This window comes from Arthrobacter sp. NQ7 (assembly GCF_029581595.2).
Lineage (GTDB): Bacteria > Actinomycetota > Actinomycetes > Actinomycetales > Micrococcaceae > Arthrobacter > Arthrobacter phenanthrenivorans_B.
On the sequence record NZ_JARFXU020000005.1, the window covers coordinates 128695 to 152291 of the forward strand.

General features: G+C 66.6%; 24 protein-coding genes. 12 read left to right on the top strand and 12 right to left on the bottom strand.

Annotated elements, in window-relative coordinates:
• Both galK and galT read right to left on the bottom strand, forming a co-directional pair.
• On the bottom strand, nt 1-1182 hold the full coding sequence (gene galK / locus PUN71_RS08225) for a galactokinase (protein WP_277798011.1): 1182 nt from the start codon (nt 1180-1182) through the stop codon (nt 1-3).
• Nucleotides 1179-2333: a galactose-1-phosphate uridylyltransferase gene (gene galT, locus PUN71_RS08230; RefSeq protein WP_277798012.1), complete on the bottom strand. Its 1155-nt coding sequence runs from the start codon at nt 2331-2333 to the stop codon at nt 1179-1181. Before galT ends, galK begins: the two co-directional genes overlap by 4 nt.
• A gap of 101 nt (nt 2334-2434) precedes the next feature.
• Between galT and PUN71_RS08235 the strand changes: the two genes are divergently transcribed.
• The 4 genes from PUN71_RS08235 to PUN71_RS08250 are packed head-to-tail and all read left to right on the top strand — an operon-like array spanning nt 2435 to nt 6630.
• Nucleotides 2435-3397: an aldose 1-epimerase family protein gene (locus PUN71_RS08235; protein WP_277798013.1), complete on the top strand. Its 963-nt coding sequence runs from the start codon at nt 2435-2437 to the stop codon at nt 3395-3397.
• Nucleotides 3398-3433: 36 nt separating this feature from the next.
• A complete protein-coding gene (locus PUN71_RS08240) occupies nt 3434-4765 on the top strand; it encodes an AI-2E family transporter (RefSeq protein ID WP_277798014.1) in 1332 nt (443 codons plus the stop codon).
• Between the two features lie 3 nt (nt 4766-4768).
• A complete protein-coding gene (gene ilvA, locus PUN71_RS08245; RefSeq protein WP_277798015.1) occupies nt 4769-6007 on the top strand; it encodes a threonine ammonia-lyase in 1239 nt (412 codons plus the stop codon).
• Nucleotides 6008-6015: 8 nt separating this feature from the next.
• On the top strand, nt 6016-6630 hold the full coding sequence (locus PUN71_RS08250; protein WP_043454989.1) for a rhomboid family intramembrane serine protease: 615 nt from the start codon (nt 6016-6018) through the stop codon (nt 6628-6630).
• A 127-nt stretch (nt 6631-6757) separates the two neighbouring features.
• On the opposite strand, the gene greA is transcribed toward PUN71_RS08250, so the two are convergent.
• Complete coding sequence (gene greA, locus PUN71_RS08255; protein WP_043454990.1) at nt 6758-7252, bottom strand: transcription elongation factor GreA; 495 nt, start codon at nt 7250-7252, stop codon at nt 6758-6760.
• A gap of 151 nt (nt 7253-7403) precedes the next feature.
• Nucleotides 7404-7862: a DUF4307 domain-containing protein gene (locus PUN71_RS08260; RefSeq protein ID WP_043454991.1), complete on the bottom strand. Its 459-nt coding sequence runs from the start codon at nt 7860-7862 to the stop codon at nt 7404-7406.
• 129 nt (nt 7863-7991) lie between these two features.
• On the opposite strand from PUN71_RS08260, the gene mca reads away from it, so the two are divergent.
• Together mca and PUN71_RS08270 are read left to right on the top strand one after the other, a co-directional pair.
• Nucleotides 7992-8897, top strand: coding sequence for a mycothiol conjugate amidase Mca (gene mca, locus PUN71_RS08265; protein WP_043454993.1), 906 nt, complete (start codon nt 7992-7994; stop codon nt 8895-8897).
• 97 nt (nt 8898-8994) lie between these two features.
• Complete coding sequence (locus tag PUN71_RS08270) at nt 8995-9351, top strand: hypothetical protein (RefSeq protein ID WP_277798016.1); 357 nt, start codon at nt 8995-8997, stop codon at nt 9349-9351.
• Between the two features lie 104 nt (nt 9352-9455).
• Here PUN71_RS08270 and trhA read toward each other — a convergent pair whose 3' ends face one another.
• A complete protein-coding gene (gene trhA / locus PUN71_RS08275; protein ID WP_436976214.1) occupies nt 9456-10199 on the bottom strand; it encodes a PAQR family membrane homeostasis protein TrhA in 744 nt (247 codons plus the stop codon).
• A gap of 148 nt (nt 10200-10347) precedes the next feature.
• Between trhA and PUN71_RS08280 the strand changes: the two genes are divergently transcribed.
• The gene (locus tag PUN71_RS08280) at nt 10348-11109 is read left to right on the top strand and encodes an isoprenyl transferase (protein WP_043455018.1); all 762 of its coding nucleotides are present in this window, start codon (nt 10348-10350) and stop codon (nt 11107-11109) included.
• Between the two features lie 239 nt (nt 11110-11348).
• Nucleotides 11349-12767, top strand: a complete 1419-nt coding sequence (gene phoH2 / locus PUN71_RS08285) for an RNA 5'-3' helicase PhoH2 (protein ID WP_277798017.1) — start codon at nt 11349-11351, stop codon at nt 12765-12767.
• Nucleotides 12768-13023: 256 nt separating this feature from the next.
• On the opposite strand, the gene PUN71_RS08290 is transcribed toward phoH2, so the two are convergent.
• Complete coding sequence (locus PUN71_RS08290) at nt 13024-13671, bottom strand: GNAT family N-acetyltransferase (protein WP_277798018.1); 648 nt, start codon at nt 13669-13671, stop codon at nt 13024-13026.
• A 42-nt stretch (nt 13672-13713) separates the two neighbouring features.
• Complete coding sequence (locus tag PUN71_RS08295; protein ID WP_277798019.1) at nt 13714-14526, bottom strand: hypothetical protein; 813 nt, start codon at nt 14524-14526, stop codon at nt 13714-13716.
• A 60-nt stretch (nt 14527-14586) separates the two neighbouring features.
• Here PUN71_RS08295 and PUN71_RS08300 point away from each other — a divergent pair, with 60 nt between their 5' ends.
• Both PUN71_RS08300 and PUN71_RS08305 read left to right on the top strand, forming a co-directional pair.
• Nucleotides 14587-15132 (top strand): prepilin peptidase, encoded by a 546-nt coding sequence (locus PUN71_RS08300; protein WP_277798020.1) that lies wholly within the window; start codon nt 14587-14589, stop codon nt 15130-15132.
• Nucleotides 15133-15206: 74 nt separating this feature from the next.
• Nucleotides 15207-15677 (top strand): NUDIX hydrolase, encoded by a 471-nt coding sequence (locus tag PUN71_RS08305; protein ID WP_277798021.1) that lies wholly within the window; start codon nt 15207-15209, stop codon nt 15675-15677.
• Nucleotides 15678-15859: 182 nt separating this feature from the next.
• On the opposite strand, the gene PUN71_RS08310 is transcribed toward PUN71_RS08305, so the two are convergent.
• The 5 genes from PUN71_RS08310 to PUN71_RS08330 form a co-directional block, all read right to left on the bottom strand.
• Nucleotides 15860-17542: an MDR family MFS transporter gene (locus PUN71_RS08310; protein WP_277798022.1), complete on the bottom strand. Its 1683-nt coding sequence runs from the start codon at nt 17540-17542 to the stop codon at nt 15860-15862.
• Entirely contained in the window at nt 17539-18210 is a 672-nt protein-coding gene (locus PUN71_RS08315; RefSeq protein ID WP_277798023.1) for a TetR/AcrR family transcriptional regulator, read from the bottom strand. The genes PUN71_RS08310 and PUN71_RS08315 overlap by 4 nt, the downstream gene beginning before the upstream one ends.
• Nucleotides 18211-18361: 151 nt before the next feature.
• On the bottom strand, nt 18362-19789 hold the full coding sequence (locus tag PUN71_RS08320) for a class II fumarate hydratase (RefSeq protein WP_277798024.1): 1428 nt from the start codon (nt 19787-19789) through the stop codon (nt 18362-18364).
• An 87-nt stretch (nt 19790-19876) separates the two neighbouring features.
• Nucleotides 19877-20491 carry a carbonic anhydrase gene (locus PUN71_RS08325; protein ID WP_043454963.1) on the bottom strand — a complete coding sequence of 205 codons (615 nt, stop codon included), beginning with the start codon at nt 20489-20491 and terminating at the stop codon, nt 19877-19879.
• Between the two features lie 9 nt (nt 20492-20500).
• Nucleotides 20501-21181, bottom strand: coding sequence for a DUF4245 domain-containing protein (locus PUN71_RS08330; protein ID WP_277798078.1), 681 nt, complete (start codon nt 21179-21181; stop codon nt 20501-20503).
• 225 nt (nt 21182-21406) lie between these two features.
• Between PUN71_RS08330 and glpX the strand changes: the two genes are divergently transcribed.
• Complete coding sequence (gene glpX, locus PUN71_RS08335) at nt 21407-22429, top strand: class II fructose-bisphosphatase (RefSeq protein ID WP_205622291.1); 1023 nt, start codon at nt 21407-21409, stop codon at nt 22427-22429.
• 90 nt (nt 22430-22519) lie between these two features.
• Nucleotides 22520-23575 (top strand): lipid II:glycine glycyltransferase FemX, encoded by a 1056-nt coding sequence (locus PUN71_RS08340; protein ID WP_277798025.1) that lies wholly within the window; start codon nt 22520-22522, stop codon nt 23573-23575.
• The last annotated feature ends 22 nt before the right edge of the window (nt 23576-23597 follow it).

The window sequence follows — 23597 nt, forward strand, 5'->3', positions numbered from 1 at the left end:
CTACGCGAGGCGCATGGCGCCGGCGGCAGGGGAGACGGTGAAGATGTCCGGCGCGGTGAAGCCGGCCCTGGCAAAGGCCTTGGCGACTGCGTCACGTACCTCCTGCTCGGCAGCGACAGGTGTCAGTGCAATCGCCGCCCCGCCAAACCCGCCGCCGGTCATCCGGGCGCCGATGGCGCCATGGGCGCGCGAGGTATCGACGGCGAGATCCAGCTCCGGGCAGGAGATCTCGAAATCGTCCCGCATTGAGGCGTGGCTGGCGTCCAGCAGGGGCCCAATGGCGCCCGGGCCGGGCCCGGCCAGGAGCTCGACCGCCTGGAGCACCCTGTCGTTCTCGGTCACCACGTGGCGCACCCGGCGGAAGGTGACCTCGTCCAGCAGGCCGCTGGCCTCCGCCAGATCGGCCACCTCCACGTCCCTCAGCGCCTTCACGCCCAGCACCTCCGCCCCAAGCTCGCAGGACGCCCGGCGCGAGGCGTAGCCCCCGTCCGCATGGGAGTGCGACACCTTGGTGTCGATCACCAGGAGCACCAGGCCTGCGGGTTCGGTCTCGAAGGGAACCAGGCTCGCCGTTTGGTCCCTGCAGTCCAGGAAGACGGCGTGGCCCTTTGCGCCACGCAGGGAGGCGGACTGGTCCATGATCCCCGTGGGAGCGCCCACAAAGTCGTTTTCCGCCCGCTGGGTTGCCAGCACCATGTCCTGGGCCTCCAGGCCGGCCCCCGTGAGCTCGTTGAGAGCGGTGATGACGGCGCATTCGATGGCGTGCGACGACGACAGGCCGGCTCCCAGCGGAACGTTGGAATCCAGCAGCAGATCGATGCCCGGGACATCGATGCCCCGTTCCCGCAGGGCCCACATCACGCCGAGTGGGTACTTGGTCCAGCCCTTGGCCGTTCCGGGTTGCACGGACTCCAGGGATGTTGTGACCACGCCTTGGTCGCCATAGGTGGACAGGAGCCGCACGGTGCTGTCCCCGCGGACGCCCACGGCCACCCGCGCGGTGCGGTCGATGGCGAACGGCAGCACGAAGCCTTCGTTGTAGTCGGTGTGTTCTCCGATCAGGTTCACCCGGCCTGGCGCCTGCCACACGCCGTCCGGGGCGTTGCCGAACTCCTGCTCGAAACGGGCGCTGAGATCCTTCCCGGTGGACGTTGCCGTGGTGCCATGATCCTGAATGCTCACGCGGAGGCTCCTTCCGGGGCGGCCGCCAGGGAGGCGGCATGGGCCGACGGCGGCAGGGCAACCGTACGCAGCCGTTCCGCCACATCTTCGGGGGTGGTGTCGTTGATGAAGGCGCCCATGGCCGCCTCCGATCCTGCCAGGTACTTCAGCTTATCGGCCGCCCGGCGGGGCGAGGTCAGCTGGAGGTGGAGGTAGCCCGCGGGCCGCAGCACGTCGTCCAGCGGCGCCTGGTGCCACGCGGAAATGTAGGGCGTGGGCGTGGGGTAGAGGGCATCCACCCGCTTCAGCAGGTCCAGGTAGACCTCCGCCAGCTCGTCCTTTTCCTCTCCGCCCAGTGCTGCCAGGTCCGGTACCTGCCGGTGGGGGACCAGATGGATCTCCAGGGGCCACCGCGCTGCGAAGGGAACGTAGGCGCTGAAATGCGTCCCTTCCAGGACCATCCTGCTGCCGTCCTCCCGCTCGGCGCGCAGCAGCGAACCGGTCAACGTGTCGCTGCCGTCCTTTGCGTCGTAGTACTTGCGGGCGGCAGCGCCGAGGACGCCGGCCCGGGGCGTGACATAGGGGTAGGCGTAGATCTGGCCATGCGGGTGGTGCAGCGTTACCCCGATGTCCGCGCCCCGGTTCTCGAACGGGAAGACCTGCTTGATGCCGGACATGGCGCTCAGGGCAGCGGTGCGGTGGGACCATGCTTCGATGACCGTCCGCGACCGTACCGGGCTCAGGCCGCTGAAGGATCCGGTGTGCTCGGGCGTGAATGACACCACTTCACAGCGGCCGTAGGCAGGGCCTTTCGTTCCCCATGCGGCGTCTTCGGGCACCGGCCCGAGTGCCGGGCCCAGGGAGGGGAAACGGTTTTCGAAGACCACGACGTCGTAATCGGCTGCCGGGATCTCCGTGGCGTTGCCGGGGGTGGTGGGACAGATAGGACACTGGTCTGCCGGCGGCAGGTGGGTGCGCGCCTGGCGGTGGGCGGCAACCGCCACCCATTCGCGGGTCAGCGCGTCGAAGCGTACCTCGCCGGGTTCCCCGCGCGGGGGAAGCCCACGGTGGTCGGTGGTGAGGTGGTCTGCCCTCGACGTGCGGGTGCCTGCATCGTCGAAGTAGATCAGCTCCCGGCCGTCCGAGAGCTTGGTACTGGTAATCCCTGTCATATCAAAAGTTTGGCATAAACGATCAAGAATGAATAGTTAACAACAAAAAGTAACAGGAGCCCTGATGGAGCCGAAGGGCTGCCCGTTGTACGGTAAAGCCCATGACAGCCTCTTCCGAACAGGAAATTCCCGCACCTGAAACCGCCCGCGCCTGCGCCACCGGCCGGCAATACGAGCTTCGCCGCGGCGACGCCGTGGCGGTGGTCACCGAACTCGCCGCCGGCCTCCGCTCCTTCAGCCGGGGCGGCGTCCTGCTGACCGAGACCTATGGTGATGACGAGATTGCCCCCGGTGGTGCCGGAATAACGCTGGCGCCCTGGGCCAACAGGGTGGAGGACGGGGTGTGGTTCCTCGACGGCAGGAAGCAGCAGCTCGACATCACCGAGGTGTCCCGCAACAACGCAAGCCATGGGCTGCTCCGGAACGCCGGCTATACACTGGTGGGGCAGTCGGAGCATTCCGTGGCGCTGGAGGCCACAGTTTTTCCGCAGCACGGCTATCCGTTCCTGGTCCGGCACCGGGTGGAATACCGGCTGTCCGGAGACCTGGGGCTGGAAGTCCGCCAGACCCTGAGCAATGACGGAACGGCGTCGGCGCCGTTCGTCCTGGGTGCGCACCCTTACCTCAGGGTGGGGGATGCCGCGGTGGAGGAGCTGCAGCTGACGGTGGCAGCCGGCACCAGGCTGGTGACGGACGAGCGGCTGATTCCGCGCAGCCCGGCACCGGTTGACGGGGACACCGATTTCCGTTCCGGCCAACACATCGCCGGCCTGGCGGTGGACGTCGCCCTGACGGATCTGCAATTCGACGGCGGCAGGGCCAGGCACACCCTCGCTGCGGCCGACGGCAGTGCGGTGTCGCTGTGGCAGGACGAAAACTGCCGCTATGTCCACGTCTACGTCAGCACGGTATACCCGGGCCGGCACCGCGCCGTGGCCGTGGAGCCCATGACCGGGCCGGCGAATGCGTTCAACTCGGGCGACGGCCTGCGGTGGCTGGCTCCCGGCGGGTCCTTCAGCATGGAATGGGGCATCGATTACCGGCCCGGCACGGCGGCGGGGTAGTTTCCCATTGGGCGGCGGCTGGGGAAGTATTGGGATATGAAGCCAAACGAGGATGACGTCACCCTGGCCCGCCCGGTCCCCGCGCCGGCACCCGCTGCGGCTGCACCCTTGCGTGTCCTGACCGACCGCGAACTGGACAAGGACATTCCCTACGGGATCCGCATCGCCGCCTCCTGGTCGTGGCGGCTGGGGCTGATCCTCCTGATGGCAGGGATTCTGGTGTGGCTGCTCAGCCACATCACCCTGCTGATCATCCCCATCATGGTGGCTGCCCTCCTCGCCGGGCTCCTCAGCCCCGTCACCGCCTGGCTCAAGCGGCGCGGACTTCCCGCCGGGCTCGCCGTCGCCGCGACTGTCCTGGGCTTCGTCGGCGTCATTGTCGGGGCGCTGGCACTGGTCGGCAGGCAGCTTGCCGTGGGCTTCGGCGAGCTCTATTCGCAGGCGCTTGAAGGCGTGCGCCAGGTCCAGGACTGGCTTTCAGCCGGCCCCCTCCACCTGACCGCCGCGCAGATCGACCAGTACGTCAAGGAAGTCACGGACGCGCTGCAGAACAACAGCAGCAGCATCCTCAGCGGTGCCCTGTCCTTCGGCAGCACCGCAGGCCACTTCGCCGCGGGAATGCTGCTCTCGCTGTTCATCCTGATCTTCTTCCTCCTGGAAGGTGACCGGATCTGGGCCTTCCTGGTCCGGATGCTTCCCCGCAAGGCCCGGGCCGCCACCTTCGGGGCGGGCCGCAAGGGCTGGGCCTCCATGGTCAGTTATGCCCGGATCCAGATGTTCGTGGCCGCCGTCGACGCCCTCGGCATCGGCGTAGGCGCCGCCATCATCGGCGTTCCGCTCGCCCTCCCGCTGGGCGTGCTGGTCTTCCTCGGCTCGTTCATTCCGGTGGTCGGTGCCCTGGTGACCGGCGTCGTCGCGGTCCTCCTGGCCCTGGTGGCCAACGGCCCCATCAACGCCCTGATCATGCTGGCCATCGTCCTGCTGGTCCAGCAACTCGAAGGCCATATCCTGCAGCCCCTGGTCATGGGCAAGGCAGTATCCCTCCACCCGGTGGCAGTGATCCTCAGCGTCGCGGCCGGATCCTACCTCGCGGGCATCCCCGGGGCCCTGTTCTCGGTACCCATCCTGGCCGTAGCAAACTCGGCCGTTCGCTACATCGCCGCCAGAACGTGGGAACATGAACAAGTGCCGGTTATTGCCGGAAGGCCCATCACAGCCGGAACAGGCGGGGACAACACCATCGAGGATGTTGAACCGCCCTCAGCATCCGACGCCAACGGGGATGCGGCGGCCGGCACTGCAGCCGAACACCGTGATGCCCGCACGTCCTCCCCGGAGGGCACGGGGGCAGATCCCAGAGGAGAGTAGTCCGTGAAGATCCTTGAAACCCTTCCCGTCACACTGGACGATGTCCTTGAGGCGCAGAAGCTGCTTGACGGGATTATTGCGCGCACTCCCGTGGAATCATCCCGGGCCCTGGGCGGCCTGGTAGGCGGTGACGTCTACTTCAAATGCGAGAACCTGCAGCGCGCCGGCTCGTTCAAGGTGCGCGGCGCCTACGTCAGGATGGCGCGGCTTTCCGCGGACGAGAAGAAGCGCGGAGTTGTGGCTGCCTCGGCCGGCAACCACGCACAGGGTGTTGCCGTTGCTGCCAAGAGCCTGGGCATCAAGGCCCGCATCTACATGCCCCTGGGAGTGGCGCTGCCCAAGCTGGCTGCAACCCGCAGCCACGGCGCGGAAGTGGTCCTGCACGGACACAACGTGGACGAGGCGCTCGCGGAAGCCCAGCGCTACAGCAACGAAACCGGGATGGTCTTCGTGCATCCCTTCGACAACGTGGACGTCGTCTCCGGCCAGGGCACCGTGGGCCTGGAAATCCTCGAGCAGGTGCCCAACGTGGACACCGTGCTCATGGGTGTGGGCGGTGGGGGCCTCCTGGCCGGGGTCGCCGTCGCCATCAAGGCGCGCGCCAGGGAACTTGGCCGGGAGATCCGGATCATCGGGGTTCAGGCGGAGAACGCCGCCGCCTACCCGCCGTCGCTTGCCGCCGATGCCCTGGTGCCGCTGAAGAAGGTCTCCACCATGGCGGACGGCATCGCGGTGGGCCGGCCGGGGCAGCTGCCCTTCAGTATCATCCGGGAACTCGTCGATGACGTCGTCACGGTCAGCGAAGACTCCCTGGCCCGTGCACTGATCTTCCTGCTGGAACGGGCCAAGATGGTGGTTGAACCCGCAGGGGCCGTGGGCGTGGCAGCACTCATGGACGGCAAGATCGAAAATCCCGGAACCACCGTAGCGGTGCTCTCCGGCGGAAACATCGATCCCATGTTGATGCTGAAAGTGATCCAGCGCGGCCTCTCAGCCGCAGGCCGCTACATGACCGTCCGCATGATGCTTGACGACCGGCCCGGCTCGCTGGCAACGATCGCCCGCATCATTGCAGAGAACGACGCCAACGTCACCGGCCTGGACCACACGAGGGTGGGCGGTTCCATCAGCATGGGCGATGTTTCAATCACCGTGAACCTCGAAACCAAGGGGCACCAGCACGGTGAGCAGGTCCTCAGCGCCCTCCGTGCCGAGGGCTTCCAGCCAATCGTCGTGCACTAGGAGCTGCGGTGGCGGGACTGATGGGTAACGGCCGGCCTGCGCGGCAGGACATTGCCTCCCGCGCAAAGGGCGGCCTCGTGGTTCTGGGCGGCTTCGTGGCCCTGCTGTTCGCCATTGAGGTGGTGAACAGCCTGATGATGGGAGCTCTCATCCGGACCTTCGGCCTGCGGCCCCGGAGCCCGGACGGGCTGCTGGACATCTTCACTTTCCCGCTGCTGCACGCAAACCTGAACCACCTCCTCTCCAACAGCCTGCCGCTGGTCATCTTTGGCTTCCTGGTGTTCCTCTCCGGGCTCCGCGTTTTCCTCACCGCGCTGGCCTTCAGCTGGCTGGGCAGCGGGCTCACCGTCTGGCTCATCGGGAATGGCGTCACCGTGGGTGCCTCGGGCCTGGTGTTCGGGCTTTTCGCCTTCCTGCTGGTGCGCGGGTTCTTCAACCGCAGCTGGCGGCAAATCCTGCTGGCTGTGGTCCTCTTCATGGGCTACGGCAGCATCCTGCTGGGAGCGCTGCCCTTCGTGGCCGGCTACGTAAGCTGGCAGGCGCACCTGGGCGGCGCAGCGGGTGGCATCATTGCCGCCCTGTTGCTCCGTCCACGGAACACTGCGGTAGTGCGGGGAACCTGACGGCGCCCCCTGCGCAGGAGCCTGGATGTCAGGCAGTTGAGGCCCAGGCAGTACTTAAACGAAAAGCGGCGGCCGCCCCGAGGGGACGGCCGCCGCTTTCGGCTTCAGTGGTGCCGGCAGGGTGGCGCTAGGCAGCGTAGGGCTTGGCGGAGAGAATCTCCACGGTGATGTCCTTGCCGTTCGGTGCGGCGTAGCTGAGGGTCTCGCCCTCCTTGTGGCCCAGGATGGCTGCTCCCAGCGGAGACTTTTCGCTGAAGACATCCAGGTCAGAGTCGCCGGCGATCTCGCGTGAACCCAGCAGGAACGTCTCTTCGTCGCCGGCAATCCTGGCAACCACGATCATGCCGGGCTCCACGATGCCGTCATCGGCAGGCGCTTCACCCACATGGGCGTCACGGAGCAGCACCGTCAGCTGGCGGATGCGGGCCTCGATCTTGCCCTGCTCCTCCTTGGCCGCGTGGTAGCCCCCGTTTTCCTTGAGGTCCCCCTCTTGCCGCGCTGCTTCAATCTTCTGGACGATCTCCGCCCGGCCTGCGCCGGAAAGGTGGTCCAGCTCTGCCTTCAGGCGGTCAAAAGCTTCCTGGGTGAGCCAGGCTGCAGATGCGCTGTTGGTGGTAGACACGGACTTCTCCTCTAGTGGTCCTACATGCAAAAGACCCCGCCACGGTGGCCACTTGTGGAACAGTAACCAGCTCAGCGGGGTAAAGGTATCTCTCCATTGTAGTCAATCCTCTGGAGATAACCCAACAGGGGTGCGTCGCACATCACACGCGTCAGGAGGACGCGTCAGGAATCCAGCAGCTGTCCACCACGCCGGACACGGACTCCGACTCCGTGCGCACGGTGACGCGCTGGGCTACCGTCCTGCCGCCGTCGGCCGTCCCATCCGCAGCTGTCGGCGGAATGTCCACTACCTTCCAGCCCACCACGGCAAACTTCGAATCCAGTGCCTTCACGGCACATTTGACGGGGTTGGAAGGTTCCCGGGTCACCTGGAAGTCCACCTCGGCGAGGGTGGCATCCGTGGTGCTGTAGCCCACATCCTTGAACGTGACCCCCGACAGCGAGTTCGAGGTGGTCACCCACGCCAGGAACCCGATTCCCGCGACCAGCGCCACGGCGACGGCAGCCCGGGCGGCGGCGGGGGAGAGCCGGCGCTTTTTAGCACCATACCGATTGGCTAGGCTAGTGTCTGCGGGCGCGGGATGGGCCGGCTGGTCCGGGGAAGTCACCAGACCAGTTTAGTGCCCTTTCCGCCGGCGCTTTGCGGTGGCTGCGGCCGCCGGCTTGGCAGGGCACCCGCACCACACCATCCACAAGCTGCCCCCACCGCAGAAGAAGAATAAGGAGCCGTCTCCACCATGACAGCGTCCAGCAACTCCCAGGCGCCGCTCCGGCTGCTCGCGGTCCATGCCCACCCGGATGACGAATCCAGCAAGGGCGCCGCGACCATGGCGATGTATGCGGCAGCCGGCGTGGATGTCCTGGTAGCCACGTGCACGGACGGGTCCCGCGGCGACATCCAGAACCCCGCGGTGGAAGGCGAACCCCATCCTAAACGGGACATGGCCGGTGCGCGCCGGCTGGAGATGCAGCGTGCCGCCGCCATCCTGGGCATCCGCCAGCGGTGGCTCGGCTTCGTTGACTCGGGCCTTCCCGAAGGTGATCCGCTGCCGCCGCTGCCCGCCGGGTCATTCGCGACGCTGCCCTTGCACCAGGCTGCCGCGCCCCTGGTCCGGCTGGTGCGTTCGTTCAAGCCGCACGTCATCCTGAGCTATGACGAGAACGGCGGCTATCCCCACCCGGACCACATCATGGCGCACAAGGTGGCCGTGGAGGCCTTTGAAGCCGCCGGTGATCCGGACCGCTACCCCGAGACGGGGGAGGCCTGGGAGCCGAGCAAGCTGTACTACGACCGCGCCTTCAGCCCGGAGCGTTTCCGTTCCCTGCATTTCGCACTGGAGGAGGCAGGCCTGCAGTCGCCGTATGCCGAGCGCCTGGCCGCATGGCTGGAGGCCGACGCGGAGGGGCATACCCCTCCGCCGGCAAAGCATCCCACCACCACCCAGATAGACTGCGGCGACTTTTTCGAGGTGCGCGACGACGCCTTGCGGGCCCACCGGACCCAGGTGGATCCCCTGGGATTCTTCTTTGCCGTCTCGCCCGAGATGCAGCGCCGCGCGTGGCCGTGGGAAGACTACTCGCTGATCCATTCCCGGGTGCCTTCCGAGCTTCCCGAAAAGGACCTGTTCGCGGGGCTAAGATAGACCGGCAGGCTATTTCTATCCCGTGTAGAAGATAGGCGCGGCGACGGCCGGTCCCGCCCGCTTCCTGCTGCATCCGTTCCACCAGAAGGTTTCAACCGTGCATTCTCTGCTCCTCAGCCTCGCCACGACCCCCACTCCGCTGCCCACGCCCACGTTGCGGGAAGGGATTTCCGAGGACCAGGTCACCCCGGGCCTGCTGGGATTCATCATGACGGCATTCTTCGTGGTGGCCACCGCGTTGCTCATCGTCGACATGGTGCGCCGCATCCGCCGCGTGCGCTACCGTGCGCAGGTGGAGGAGGAGCGCCTGGCGGCAGCCGCTGCGGCGGATGTGGATGCCGCGGACGCGCAGGACGGGCTCGACGGCCGGAACGGGTTCGACGGCGGCACGCGCCAGGCAGCGCCCGGCACCAACGGAGAAGGGCCGGCGGCAGGCGGGGCGCCGCGCGAATAACCGGCGTTCCCTGGGCAGTCCACGCCACTACAGGCAGGAAAATGCCCTGCCGGGCCGTCCATGTCTGCGGGCGGCCGCGATCCCGCCCTGCTGGTGCAGCCCGCCTAGTCCAGGACGGCCAGGGCGATAGCCACAAAATGGGCCGCGAACGCAAGCACGGTGAAGGCGTGGAACAGCTCGTGGAACCCGAAATGGCTGTAGCTGAAGTTGGGTTTCTTGAGCGCGTAGAAGACCGCCCCCGCGATGTACAGGACGCCGCCAACGCAGATCAGCACGGCGGCGGGGATGCTGGCCTGGAAGAACTGCGGCAGGTAGAACAGTGCCCCGCAGCCCAGGGCTATGTAAATGGGAACGTAGAGCCAGCGCGGCGCGTCTGTCCACAGCAGCCGGAAGAGGACGCCAAGGATGGCTCCGGCCCAGATGACCCACAGGAGCACCACGGCCTGCGGGCGTTCCAGGAGTGTCCAGGCCAGCGGCGTATAGGTGCCGGCGATCACCAGCATGATGTTGGTGTGGTCCAGCCGTTTCAGGACGAGCTTCACCCTGGGCGACCAGTTGCCCCGGTGGTAGACGGCGCTGACGCCGAACAGCAAGACGCCGGTTGCGGCATAGACGGCGGTGGTGATCCTGCGGTCCGCCGTGGGTGCCAGCACCACCAGGATGATGCCGGCCACCAGGGCGAGCGGGGCAGTCACCGTGTGGATCCAGCCCCGCCACTTCGGCTTGATCATCAACAGTTCAGCCAGCCGTACGGCCGCATCATCCACGACGCTGGTTCCCTGGTCCGTGCGCGCGTCCGGGTCCTCCGGCTGCGGCGCGGGGATGGCCTGCGGGGAGTCGCTGTTCATGGCACCAGAATAACTTACGGAGCAGTAGGTTACCGGCTAGTAACAAGATTGAACGTGGGCGGAGGGGCCGCTGCCGGTGACCGGTCCTCCCGGGCGGTAGCCTAGGATGTGGATGTACGTACGGCAGGAAAGTCAGGTGAGTGGACGCGTGGAGTTGCCCGGGTTCCTCTATGGCTTCTACGAGCGCCGCCTGCTCAAGGACCTGCCGCGCGACCGGATACCCCGGCACATCGGCGTCATGGTGGACGGCAACCGGCGCTGGGCCAAGCAGTTCAATGCCCCCACCAGCCAAGGCCACCAGGCCGGCGCCGACAAGATCCACGAGTTCCTTGGCTGGTGCCAGGAGTTGGGCGTCAAAGTGGTGACGCTGTACATGCTGTCCACCGACAACATGAACCGCTCCAGCGAGGAACTGGACCTCCTGATGGGCATCATCGCCAACACCCTGGACCGGCTTGACGAGGACGCGAACATCTCCGTGCATGCCATGGGTGCCCCCGAACTGCTGCCGGACTACCTGGCCGAACGGCTCAACAAGCTCACGGCCAGGACCCCTGTGCGGGAGAAAATCCACGTCAATGTGGCCGTGGGGTACGGCGGCCGCCGTGAGATCGTCGACGCCGTCCGCGAACTCCTGCACGACGCCGTAGCCAAGGGGATGGACATCAACAAGCTGGCGGATGACCTCTGCGTTGATGACATCTCGCGCTTCCTGTACACCCGCGGCCAGCCGGACCCCGACCTGGTCATCAGGACTTCAGGGGAGCAGCGGCTTTCGGGCTTCCTGATGTGGCAGAGCGCCTACTCCGAGTTCTACTTCTGCGAGGCGTTGTGGCCCGCCTTCCGCAAGGTTGATTTCCTCCGCGCCCTGCGTGACTACGCGGGCCGGCAGCGCCGCTTTGGCGCCTGAAGCTCCCGGTTCATAACGAGTTCACACACCGGCAAGGAAAATCGCCGGGAAATGGTTGCGGAAATTACCCCGAATGGATTTACGTTATAAGCATCAGCAGGCAAAACCGCCGGCTGATCGGGGAGGCCAGTACATGGAGCGAAACATCGCACCGGTTGTATGGGAGGCCGGACCCGGCCTCCTGGCCGAGCCGCCTCACCAATAACAATTCCGGGCTGGTGCCCGGGGCTGGAGTCGATGTGGCTACTTCTGAAAAACTGCCCGAGGTCCTGGTTGGACAGGGCGGAAAAGCTACCTCTCGCGCCGAGCGAGCCACCATTGAAACCGGCGCAGCATCTGAAGCTGCGGCCGGTTTTGCTGTCTCCGGAAGGGAAGCCGACATCCACACCTTCGTCATTGACACTTCCGTCCTGCTCTCCGATCCCCGGGCACTGCTGCGGTTCGCCGAACATGAGGTGGTTGTTCCCGTTGTGGTCATTACCGAACTCGAAGCCAAACGCCACGATCCGGAACTTGGGTACTTTGCGCGCAAGGCCCTTCGGCTCCTGGACGACCTTCGGGTCAAGCACGGCGGTCTCAACCAGCCCCTCCCCATTGGGGACGAGGGCGGCACGCTGATGGTGGAACTCAACCACATCTCCGCAGAGGTCCTGCCGCTGGGCTTCCGCAGCGGGGACAATGACAGCCGGATCCTCGCCGTGGCCAAGAACCTGGCCAACGAGGGACGGAACGTCACGGTTGTCTCAAAGGACCTGCCCATGCGGGTCAAGGCGTCCGCCATGGGACTGACCGCCGACGAGTACCGCAACGAGCTGGTCAAGGACTCCGGCTGGACGGGCGTTGCCGAAATCGAAGCGGACGAACAGGAAATCTCCACCCTCTACGGCCACGAACCCGTCTTCATCCCCGCGGCAGCCGAACTTCCCGTCAACACCGGGCTGGTCCTGCTCTCCAACCGCGGCTCTGCCCTCGGCCGGGTAGGCGCGGACAAACAGGTCCGCCTGGTCAAGGGAGACCGGGATGTGTTCGGCCTCCATGGGCGCTCGGCAGAGCAGCGGCTGGCTATCGACATGCTGATGGACCCGGCGGTGGGCATCGTGTCCATTGGTGGCCGGGCCGGCACCGGCAAGTCGGCCCTTGCCCTCTGCGCCGGCCTTGAGGCGGTGCTGGAACGCCGCGAGCACCGCAAGGTCATTGTGTTCCGGCCCCTCTACGCTGTGGGCGGCCAGGAACTCGGCTACCTGCCCGGTTCGGAATCCGAAAAGATGAACCCCTGGGCCCAAGCAGTGTTCGACACCCTGGGTGCCCTGGTCAGCCAGGAAGTGGTGGAGGAGGTCATGGACCGCGGCATGCTCGAGGTCATGCCCCTCACCCACATCCGCGGACGCTCCCTACATGACGCCTTCGTGATCGTCGACGAAGCCCAGTCCCTGGAAAAGAACGTGCTGCTGACCGTCATGAGCCGCATCGGCCAGAACTCCAAGATCGTGCTCACCCACGACGTCGCCCAGCGCGACAACCTCCGGGTCGGCCGCCACGACGGAATCGCCGCCGTCGTCGAAACCCTGAAAGGACACCCGCTCTTCGGCCACGTCACCCTGACCCGCTCCGAACGCTCGCCGATCGCAGCACTGGTGACGGAGCTTCTGGAAGGCTAAGTCGCCGAGGAAAGGGGCCGTGGCCGGGTTCGCCGGGCCACGGCCCTTTGTGCGTGTCTGTGGCCCCGTCCGGACTTGTGCAGAGGCGCACCTCCACGCATGGACAGCCACAAGCCGGGTCACGGCCCTTCTCGCAGGAGCGCATCGCGGCGCATCGGACGCCGCAGGTCGCCCAGCGACCGAAGGTGGCCCTATGCGCTCTGTCTAAGCGACGGAGAAGGACCGTGGCCCGGCGGACCCAGCCACGGACAGGCACTCAGCGCACGCCGAGGAACTTCGCTGCTGACTCGTGGCCGTTGACCTTCAGCTTCCAGTCCGGGCGGTTGAAGGTTTCCGGGGTGAGGCGGACGTGCTGGACGGTTTGGACTTCCTTGCCCCATACCTTGCGGGAGATGCCGTTCAGTTCGTAGCCGAGGGAACGGGACACACCCAAGGAGGCGCTGTTCCAGGCGGCCGCCTCTGACTCGGCAACCTCCGCGCCCAGCCAGTCAAAGGCCCAGAGGACGACGGCGGCCCGCATCTCCTTGCCCAGGCCCCGCCCCTGGACGGTCTGCTTCAACCAGGAACCGGTGGTGACCGTCCGGAGGGCTGCGAAGTCTTTGGCACCAACGTCCTGGCAGCCGACGAACTGGCCCCCATGCCAGATCCCGAGGAGCAGGGTCCAGTTTTCGGGGCTGCACTCCGTGCGGCAGCGCCAGTACCAGCGGGCCATGTTGGGACCCAATTCATCGTGGGGCAGTTCGGTCCAGGGGGTGCTGAACGGATTCTTGCCGGCGTGGTGGATTCCCTCCCGGGCCGCGGCCACGGCCGCCGGGATGTCCTCGTCGGTGATGGGACGGAGCTCCAGCCGGGGAGATGCAAGCCTGAGGTCGAACAGCGGCCAGATGGGGCTCATGGAAGTCATCCGCGAAGCCTAGCCGATCGCTGCCGCGGGTACCTGTCACCCTCAGGCCGGGATGTCCCAGCTGACATGCCGGCGGACGTCCGTCGGGTTCATGGACTCGGCCAGGAACAGGTCATCGGGCATGTACTCGTCCACGGCGATGATATGGATCCAATGGCCATATTCCCCGGTTGCCTCTTCCAATGACTGGCTGGACACGCAGACTCCGGTGGCTGCATCGATTCGGAGGCGGGACATGCCGGGAAGGCAAAGGGGGGCGGCCGGATCCGTGGGCCGGTAGGCCACGTTCGGGACTGCGACTGCCTCAAGGGCAGGACGGCCCTCGTGCCCGGCGTACCGGACCTCCCGGAGGTCCAGGGCGTTGCTGCCGGGGAACTCGATGGGCACGGGAGCGTTCCCCGCAAGCTCCACAGGGTCCAGCGCAGCCGAAAACCGGCCGTTGCCGAACCCGGGTTCGCCGTAAGCCGCTTCCGGCCGGCGGCGTACCAGCCCATCGCCGTCGTAGACGGGAGTGACCAAAGAGGGCGGGAGGAGCCAGGACTTGCGGGTGGCACTCACGTAGAGGACATCCCTGGAATCGTTGATTCCTGTGGTGGTGTGCAGGACAAGTCCGCCAGGGCTTTCGAGGCGGAGCGCACCCGGACGGCGGAGCCATGCGCGCACGAAGGGTGCGCCCGGCGCGGGTGCAGAATCAAAGGCCCGGTCCCAGTACTCAAACCGCAGCGACTGCCACTTCCAGGGGGAAGAGCGGCACAGGTTCCGGAAGGTGGCGGCCAGGTCCGCGGAAGCCGCAACGCCGGCAGATGCTGCAGGAAGGCCCGGAACAGGCCGGCGCCGGGAGTCCCAGGTGGACATATCCACATCTTACGCGGCGTCGTTGGGGCTGGGATGGGTGGATCCAGTAGCATCCGAGGGGTGATCGGACGACTCGGTGAACTGTGGCAGCACACCCCGCCCGCCTTCTGGCTGGTCCTGGCCGCCTGCCTGTATTTCGCGGTGATGGCAGTCCGGCTCACCATCATCGATGTCCGGCACCACCTGCTGCCAAACCGGATTGTCTTCCCGTCCTATGCCGTGGCCGGGGTCCTCCTCCTGGCGGCCGCCGCCGTGGCATGGGCCGGCCCTGAACCTGCCGGCGTGACGCCGGGGGGCCTTATCGCCGCACCGGCTTTCCGCATCGTGGCCGGCGGCGCCATCCTGTGGCTCTTCTACTTCATCCTGCGCTTCATCTATCCTCCCGGCATGGGCTTCGGTGACGTGAAGCTGGCCGGAGTGCTCGGAATGTACCTTGGGTACCTCAGCTGGGGGCACCTGTTCGCGGGAACCTTCCTGGCCTTCCTGCTCGGCGGCCTATGGTCCATTGCCCTCCTGGCGGCCAGGCGCAGCACCCTGAAGTCGGCCATCCCGTTCGGCCCGTTCATGCTTGCCGGAGCCGCTGCAGCCATGTTGCTGCCCGCCTGAGGGTCCAGTGCCTGGCCTACCGGCAGCGGTCGCCCTGGCCGCCGGCGGCCAGGGCCATTCGGTAGGCTGGCGGTATGCCTGCTCCCGAATACGTCCTGAAACTGCGCGAGAAGATCGGCAACGATCCCATCTGGGTCCCAGGGGTCCGGGGCGTGGTGGTGGATGACGGCGGGAAGATCCTGCTGGCCCAGCGGTCGGACAACCGGCAGTGGGCCCTCGTCAGTGGCATGCTGGACCCGGGGGAGCAGCCTGCACGCGGGCTGGTCCGGGAAATCTTCGAGGAAACAGCTGTGGTGGCCGAACCGGAACGCGTGGTGTCGGTTGGCGCGGTGGGGCCGGTCACCTACCCGAACGGGGATGTCTGCGAGTTCCTGGACGTGGTGTTCCTCTGCCGCTACGTTTCCGGCGAGGCCAGGGTCAACGACGACGAGTCCCTGGCCGTCGGCTGGTTCAGCGTGGACGACCTTCCCGAACTCATGCCCGGCCACTTGACCAGTATCCGCCAGGCCCTCGCGCCCTCCGGCGCCGTCCATTTCGAACCCTGACGCCACCGGCCGAATCCAACCGCCACCGCCCGGGAAAGGCCGGGTAACGGCCACAGGGCCGCCGCAACCCCCAAGATTGCGGCGGCCCTGCAGCCATTCACGCCGGTGGTCGTCCGCCGGCGTGCGTTCCCGGGGGCGTGGGCAGCCAAGCTGCCGCGGCCAAGCCCGGTGTCCGGCAGGCGTCACCGGCCCGGGGAGACCAACTCGCCGTCGTCGTCCTTTACGCCGGCAGCGGGCCCGGTTTCGCGACCGGGGGCGGACGTGCCGGCGAGCCCGGCGGCCAGCCGCTCCGCCTCCTCCCCGCCCACGGCCTCGCCGCGCGCCACCATGCCGGCGGTGTCCGACAGCGGGATCTGCTTCAGCGTGATGGCCAGCAGCAGCGCAACGGCGATGAACGGCAGCAGGTACCAGAACACCGGTGCCAGCGAATCGGCATAGGCATTCACGATAGCGTCCCGCAGCTGTTCGGGGAGCTGGCTCAACGCCTGCGGATCCAGGGTCCGGGTGGACTGCCCTGCCTGCTCGGCGGAAGCTCCTGCACCCGTGAAGGCATTGGTCAGCGCCTCGGAAAGACGGGTGGTGAAAATCGAGCCGAACACCGCAACACCCATGGCCGCCCCCACCTCGCGGAAGTAGTTGTTGGTGCTGGTGGCGGTTCCAATTTGGTCCGCCGGCACGGAGTTCTGGACCACCAGGACCACTACCTGCATGATCAGGCCCAGGCCGGCACCGAAGACGAACAGCTGGAGGCAGATCACCCAGATGGGCGTGCTGGCTGCGAGGGTGGTCATCCACAGCATGGCGGCCATGGTCAGCGCGGCGCCCAGAATGGGGAACAGCTTGTACTTGCCGGTCTTGGAGATCCGGATGCCCGAGTAGATGGAGGTTCCCATGAGGCCTGCCATCATCGGCAGCATCAGCAGGCCTGATTCGGCAGCGGAGGTCCCGGAGGACATCTGCAGGAAGGTGGGAACGAACGCGATGGCGGAGAACATGCCCAGCCCCAGGGTGAAGCCGATCGCCGTGGCGTTGATGAAGATCCGGTTCCGGAACAGGCTCAGCGGAATGATGGGGTCCTCGGCGCGGCGCTCCACCATCACGAACGCGGCGGCAGAGACGACCAGGCCGGCGCCGAAGGCCCAGGTGAGCGGCGAATCCCAGCCTTCGTCCTTCTTGCCGCCGAAGTCGGTGAAGAAGATCAGGCAGGTAGTGGCGGCGGAGAGCAGGATGACGCCCAGGATGTCGATCCGCTTTTCCGCCTTTTTGTTGGGGAGTGTCAGGGCGAACCAGGCGATGGCGAAGGCGGCAAGGCCCACGGGGATGTTGATGTAGAAGGCCCATTCCCAGGTGAGGTGGTCCACGAAGAAGCCGCCCAGGAGCGGGCCGGCCACGGCGGAGAGGCCGAAGATGGCACCCAGGGGACCCATGTATTTGCCGCGCTCCTTGGCGGGCACGATGTCGGCGATGATGGCCTGGGAAAGGATCATGAGTCCGCCGCCGCCCAGGCCCTGGATGGCGCGGAAAATGACGAAGCCCCAGAAATCGGTGGCAAGGGCGCAACCCACGGAGGCCAGCGTGAAGAGCGCGATGGCCACCAGGAAGAGGTTGCGCCGGCCCAGGATGTCACCGAATTTGCCGTAGATGGGCATGACGATGGTGGTGGCCAGCAGGTAGGCGGTGGTGATCCAGGCCTGGTGTTCCACGCCGCCCAGCTTGCCCACGATGGTGGGCATCGCGGTGGAGACGATGGTCTGGTCCAGGCTGGAGAGGAGCATGCCCGCAATCAGTGCGGAGAAGATGATCCAGATGCGTTTTTGGGTCAGCAGGAGCGGTCCTGCAGGCGCCTTGGCGGTGGCGGTACTCATGGTTGTCCTTTTGCGGCGGTGGTATCCGGGATGTCGAACGGTTGGGAAAACAGGAGGCTGGCGGCTGCGATGTTCTCCAGCAGCAGGTCCCGGTAGCTGCGGGTGTTGCCGTCGGAGAAATACGCCATGCTGCTCTTGCGCGCGATGGTGCTGAGCAGCACGACGGCCATCTGCACGACGGGGTGGTCCGGGGCCACGCCTTCCCGGCGGGCAACGTCCCTGGCGAACTGGGCCTCCCGCTGTTCGGTGACTCCGATGATCTTCAGGATGAGCTGCGGCTCCTTGTGGACCACGCCGATCAGTTGGCGGGTTTCCTCTTCGGACGCGGCCATGCCCTCGGCCAGGCGGAGGGAGAGCCTCACCAGGTCACGGAACAGGGTGGCCGAGATTTCGCCGCCCGGGGAGTCCGCGCCGCCGGCGACGAATTCTTCGATGACGTCGGCCGGGATGTCATCTTCGGCGTGACCGATAATGGCGTCTTCCTTGGTGGGGAAGTAGTTGAAGAAGGTCCGGCGGGAGATGCCGGCGGCCCCGCACACTTCCTCCACGGTGTAGCCGTTCAGGCCGTGTTCTGCCGTGAGGGCCCGGGCCGCAGCCGTGATGGCACCGCGGGTGGCGGCACGTTTCCGCTGCCGCAGCCCGGATTCAGAAGTTGCACTATCAGACACAAAGTAAAGTTTTGCACTCAATAGTGATTAGTGCAAGTTTACTGGGAATCCGGCGGGGCCGGGTTCCCAGGGGCTTAAAGTCCGACGGCGGCCGGCACCTTCCGTTCGAAGGGTGCCGGCCGCCGTCGGGCGTCCTGGAGGCGGTGGGGACTTAGGCCTTGTGGGCCGGTGCCGTCATGGTGGTGACGTCCAGTGCCTTGTCCAGGTCGGCCTCGGAGACCTTGCCGTCGCCGTCGCCGACGAAGCCGAGTTTCTCGGTGGCCTGGCGGATGGTCAGGCCCTCCTTGACGGCGGTCTTGGCGATCTTGGCGGCGTTCTCGTAGCCGATGTATTTGTTCAGCGGCGTGACGATGGAGGGGGAGGCCTCGGCCAGGAAGCGGGCGCGCTCCACGTTGGCGGTGATGCCGTCGATCATCTTGTCCGCCATGACGCGGCTGGTGTTGGCCAGCAGACGGATGGACTCCAGCAGGTTGGCGGCCATCACCGGGATGCCGACGTTGAGCTCGAAGGCGCCGTTGGTGCCGGACCAGGCGATGGCGGTGTCGTTGCCGATGACCTGGGCGGCCACCATGATGGAGGCCTCGCAGATGACCGGGTTGACCTTGCCGGGCATGATCGAGGAGCCGGGCTGCAGGTCGGGGATGGCGATTTCGCCGAGGCCGGTGTTGGGGCCGGAACCCATCCAGCGAAGATCGTTGTTGATCTTCATGAAGGAGATGGCGATGTTCCGAAGCTGGCTGGAGGCCTCGATCAGGCCGTCCCGGTTGGCCTGGGCCTCGAAGTGGTCGCGGGCCTCGGTCAGGGGCAGCCCGGTGTCCGTTGCCAGCAGCTCGATGACGCGCTCCGGGAAGCCGGCCGGGGTGTTGATGCCGGTGCCCACGGCCGTGCCGCCCAGCGGAACCTCGGCAACGCGGGGGAGCGAGGCGTTGATGCGCTCGATGCCGTAGCGGACCTGCGCGGCGTAGCCGCCGAACTCCTGGCCCAGGGTCACCGGGGTGGCGTCCATGAGGTGGGTGCGGCCGGACTTGACGACGTCCTTGAATTCAGCGGCCTTGCGCTCCAGCGACTCGGCAAGGTAGCCCAGGGCGGGAATGAGGTCGTTGATCAGCGCCGAGGTGGCAGCCACGTGGACCGAGGTGGGGAAGACGTCGTTGGAGGACTGCGATGCGTTGACGTGGTCGTTCGGGTGGACAACCTTGTCGCTGCCCGCGGCCTGCAGTGCGCGCGTGGCCAGTTCGGCGATGACCTCGTTGGTGTTCATGTTCGAGGAGGTGCCGGAACCGGTCTGGAAGACGTCGATGGGGAAGTCGCCGTCGTACTTGCCGGCAGCTACCTCGTCTGCAGCGTCTGCAATCGCCTTGGCCAGCTCGCCGTCGAGCACGCCCAGTTCTGCGTTGGCCTCGGCGGCGGCCTTCTTGACCCGGGCGAGCGCTTCAATGTGGGTGCGCTCCAGGGTCTTGCCGGAAATGGGGAAGTTCTCCACTGCCCGCTGCGTCTGCGCGCGGTACAGTGCGTTCACGGGGACGCGGACTTCGCCCATCGTGTCATGTTCAATGCGGAACTCTTCAGTGGAAGTCATGGGGCTAGCTTATGGCGATCCGGCGCCCCATCGAAAACCGTTAAGGCACTGGCGCCGGCGGCCCGGGGGGCCGCCGGCGCCAGGCTGCTAGAGCTCTCCGATTCCGTAAACCAAGTCCGCGCGGCCTTCTGCCAGCCGGTAGGAAAGGCCGACGACGGCGGTGCGGCCGCCCTCGATTGCGTCGGAAATCACACGCGAGCTGTCGGCGAGGCGCTGCGACGTCTGCTTGACGTGCTCCACCACCATGTCATTGACCTCGGGCTGGTCATTGCGCAGGGACGTCAGGACGGAGGGCGTGATGCGTTCCACGAGGTCGCGGATGAAGCCCGCCGGCATTTCGCCGGTCTCCACGGCGTCCTTGGTGGCAGTCACGGCGCCGCAGCTGTCGTGCCCAAGAATGACGATCAGCGGCACGTTCAGCACACCGACGCTGTATTCAAGGGAACCCAGGACGGCGTCATCGATCACCTGGCCGGCGGTGCGGACCACGAAGACATCGCCCAGGCCGACGTCGAAGATGATTTCCGCGGCGAGCCGGGAGTCGGAGCAGCCGAAGATCACCGCGAAGGGGCTCTGCGTCTCCACCAGTGATGAGCGGCGCGAAGCATTCTGGTTCGGATGCGAGGACTCGCCGTTTACGAAACGTTCGTTGCCTTCGCGCAGGCGGCGCCAGGCCAGTGCAGGGGTCAGGTTAGTCGTCACGGCCCCACCTTACGGCGTGGGGGCCGCCGAGGGTGAAACTGTGACGGCCGGGTTGCTGTCGAGGGAGCTGACGACGGCGGCAGCGAGTGCCGCGAATTCGTCCAGTTGTGCCGCGCCGGAGAGGATGACGGTGCTGCCGCGGTAGTTCAGCACCATCGACTTTTCACCCTTGCCGGTGTCCCGCAGTTCCCATTCCTGGCCGCCGGCATTCCGGGACCCGGTGACCGGGGCGTTCTTCGTCTGCTGGAGGAGCCAGGTGGGGTTCGCGCTCCTGGTCTGCACCAGGGCAATAAAGGATGTCTTGGGGGTGAGGTAGCCGACCTCCCAGGTGGGGACGCCGTTGCCGGTGCCTGCCTCCCAACGGGCATAGTTCGCGCGGAAGGCGTTGCCGGTGTCCGGCGCGACGGGTGTGAATCCGGCCACATCCGCCGCGTTCCTGGCCACCGACGCAACGTCGATGTCCGGCCGGTACCCCTCGGTCTTGGGCTGCGGATTCATGAGCACGACGGGCAGGAACGCCGCAATGCTCAGCACCAGGGCAATGATCATGCCGATCACCGAGGCGTTGGCGCGCTTGGCGGCGGCCGCCGGAATGACGGGCTTAACCGGGGCGTCCGCACTGCTGCCGGCGGCGCCGGTGCGCCCTTCGGGCTTGGCCTGGCCGGAGCTTGGACTGGTGGCTTCCTGCATGTCATTCACCCCTCTATAGTCGCCCATCCCGGAGCCTCACTTCCATTCGGGCCTTGGCGGGGACGCCCGTACGCCGGCGGGGTACATTGCGGGGCCGCGTCACGGGCCGCCGCCGGCGCGGCGCCGCGACTATGATCGGTAGCAGAGGAATCACCGTTCTGCTGCACCGGCAGGCGGGTTCAATGATCGCCACTCGAAGAAGAGGTTCACGTGTCACCAGCGTCCATGACCCAGAAGTACTCCACGATTTCACCGTCCCTTGCGGTGGGCCACGACGAGCCGGACCGCAACCTCGCCCTCGAGCTTGTCCGCGTCACGGAGGCCGCGGCCATCGCCGGTGGCCACTGGGTGGGCTTCGGCGACAAGAACACTGCGGACGGCGCCGCCGTCGACGCCATGCGTTCTTTCCTGCAGACCGTCCACTTCAACGGCGTCGTGGTGATCGGCGAAGGCGAAAAGGACGAAGCCCCCATGCTGTTCAACGGTGAGCGCGTTGGCGACGGCACCGGCCCCGAGGTGGACGTGGCCGTGGACCCCATCGACGGAACCCGGTTGACCGCCCTGGGCATCAACAACGCCCTGGCCGTCCTGGCCGTTGCCGAGCGCGGCTCCATGTTCGATCCCTCTGCCGTGTTCTACATGGAAAAGCTGGTGACCGGCCCGGAGGCCGCCGACATGGTTGACCTGCGCCTGCCGGTCAAGCAGAACCTGCACCTGATTGCCAAGGCCAAGGGCGTCAAGGTCAACCAGCTCAATGTGATGATCCTCGACCGTGACCGCCACCGCCCGCTGGTGGAGGAGATCCGTGAAGCCGGCGCGCGCACCAAGTTCATCATGGACGGCGACGTTGCCGGCGCCATCGCAGCCGCCCGCTCGGGCACCGGTGTGGACGCCCTCATGGGCATCGGCGGCACCCCGGAAGGCATCGTGGCGGCCTGCGCCATCAAGTCCCTGGGCGGCGTCATCCAGGGCCGCCTCTGGCCCACCAGCGACGAGGAGAAGCAGAAGGCCCTCGACGCCGGCCACGACCTCGAGCGGGTGCTTTCCACCAACGACCTGGTCTCCAGCGACAACTGCTACTTCGCCGCCACCGGCATCACCGACGGCGACCTCCTCAAGGGCGTGCGTTACTCCAAGGACAAGGTGCTCACCCAGTCCATCGTGATGCGCTCCAAGTCGGGCACCATCCGTTTCGTTGACGGCGAGCACCGCGCCGACAAGTGGGAAGGTTACGCCCGCAAGAGCTGACCTGCCCCCAGCGCCTGGCACTGAAGCCCCGGGAGCGCCGAGCGCGTTCCCGGGGCTTCGGCATTAACGCGTTGGTATAGGGTTTAAGCCATGATTCCTGCCGTTGTTCCCTGCACTGACCGCGCCCTTTGGGACGAAAACGTCGATAAGTTCCAGGGGCATCCGCAACAGCTCTGGGGCTGGGGCGAAACCAAGGCAATGCACGGCTGGTCGGTGGACAGGGTCCTGGTGAAGGCCGGGGACCGGACCATCGGTGCTGCCCAGCTGCTGGTCCGGAAGCTTCCCGCGCCCTTCCGCGCCCTGGTCTACGTTCCCCGTGGTCCCATGTGCGCCGTGGAGAATACGCAGGAAGTGCTCAACCGGCTCGCTGAGCACGCGGCCCTCCGGCACCGGGGCGTGGCCCTCAGCATCGAACCGGACTGGGACCGGGATTCCCCCTATGCCGGCGCCGTCGCCGCAGCGGGCTTCCGGGAATCCACCAACACCGTACTCATCCCGCGCACCCTCATCCTTGACCTGACCCGGTCCGATGACGAACTGATGGCGGAAATGTCCAAGTCCACGCGGGCCAACATCCGCAAGGCCATGCGCAGCGACGTGGAATTCCGGAAGGTCAAGAACGAGTCCGAACTGGAACAAGTGCTGGCCATCTACCGCCAGACGGCGGAGCGGGCGGGCTTCGGTATCCACGAGGACCAGTATTACCGCGACATTTTCCGGAACCTCGGTGACGCCTCCCCGATCATTGGGGCGTTCGACGGTGAGCAGCTGCTGGCGTTCACCTGGCTGTCGCGCAGCGGAACCACGGCGTTCGAGCTGTACGGCGGGGTGTCCGCCGAAGGGCAGAAACAGCGCGTGAACTACGGCGTGAAATGGGCCGCACTGACGTCCATGCGCGAGGACGGCTGCAGCCGGTACGACTTCAACGGCCTGCTCAACGACGGCATCTCCGATTTCAAGAAGCAGTTCGCCAAGCACGAGGACATGCTGCTGGGCACATGGGAGAAGCCGCTCTCGCCGTTCTACCCCGCGTACGCCAAGTCCATGCCGCTGGCCCGCCGGGGCCTCCAGCAGGCACGCCAGCTGCTGAAAGGCGCAGCCGGGCGGGTGCGCCCACTGGTCCGGAAACTGCGTCCGGCAAACTGACCGGGCCCAACACGCAAGGGCG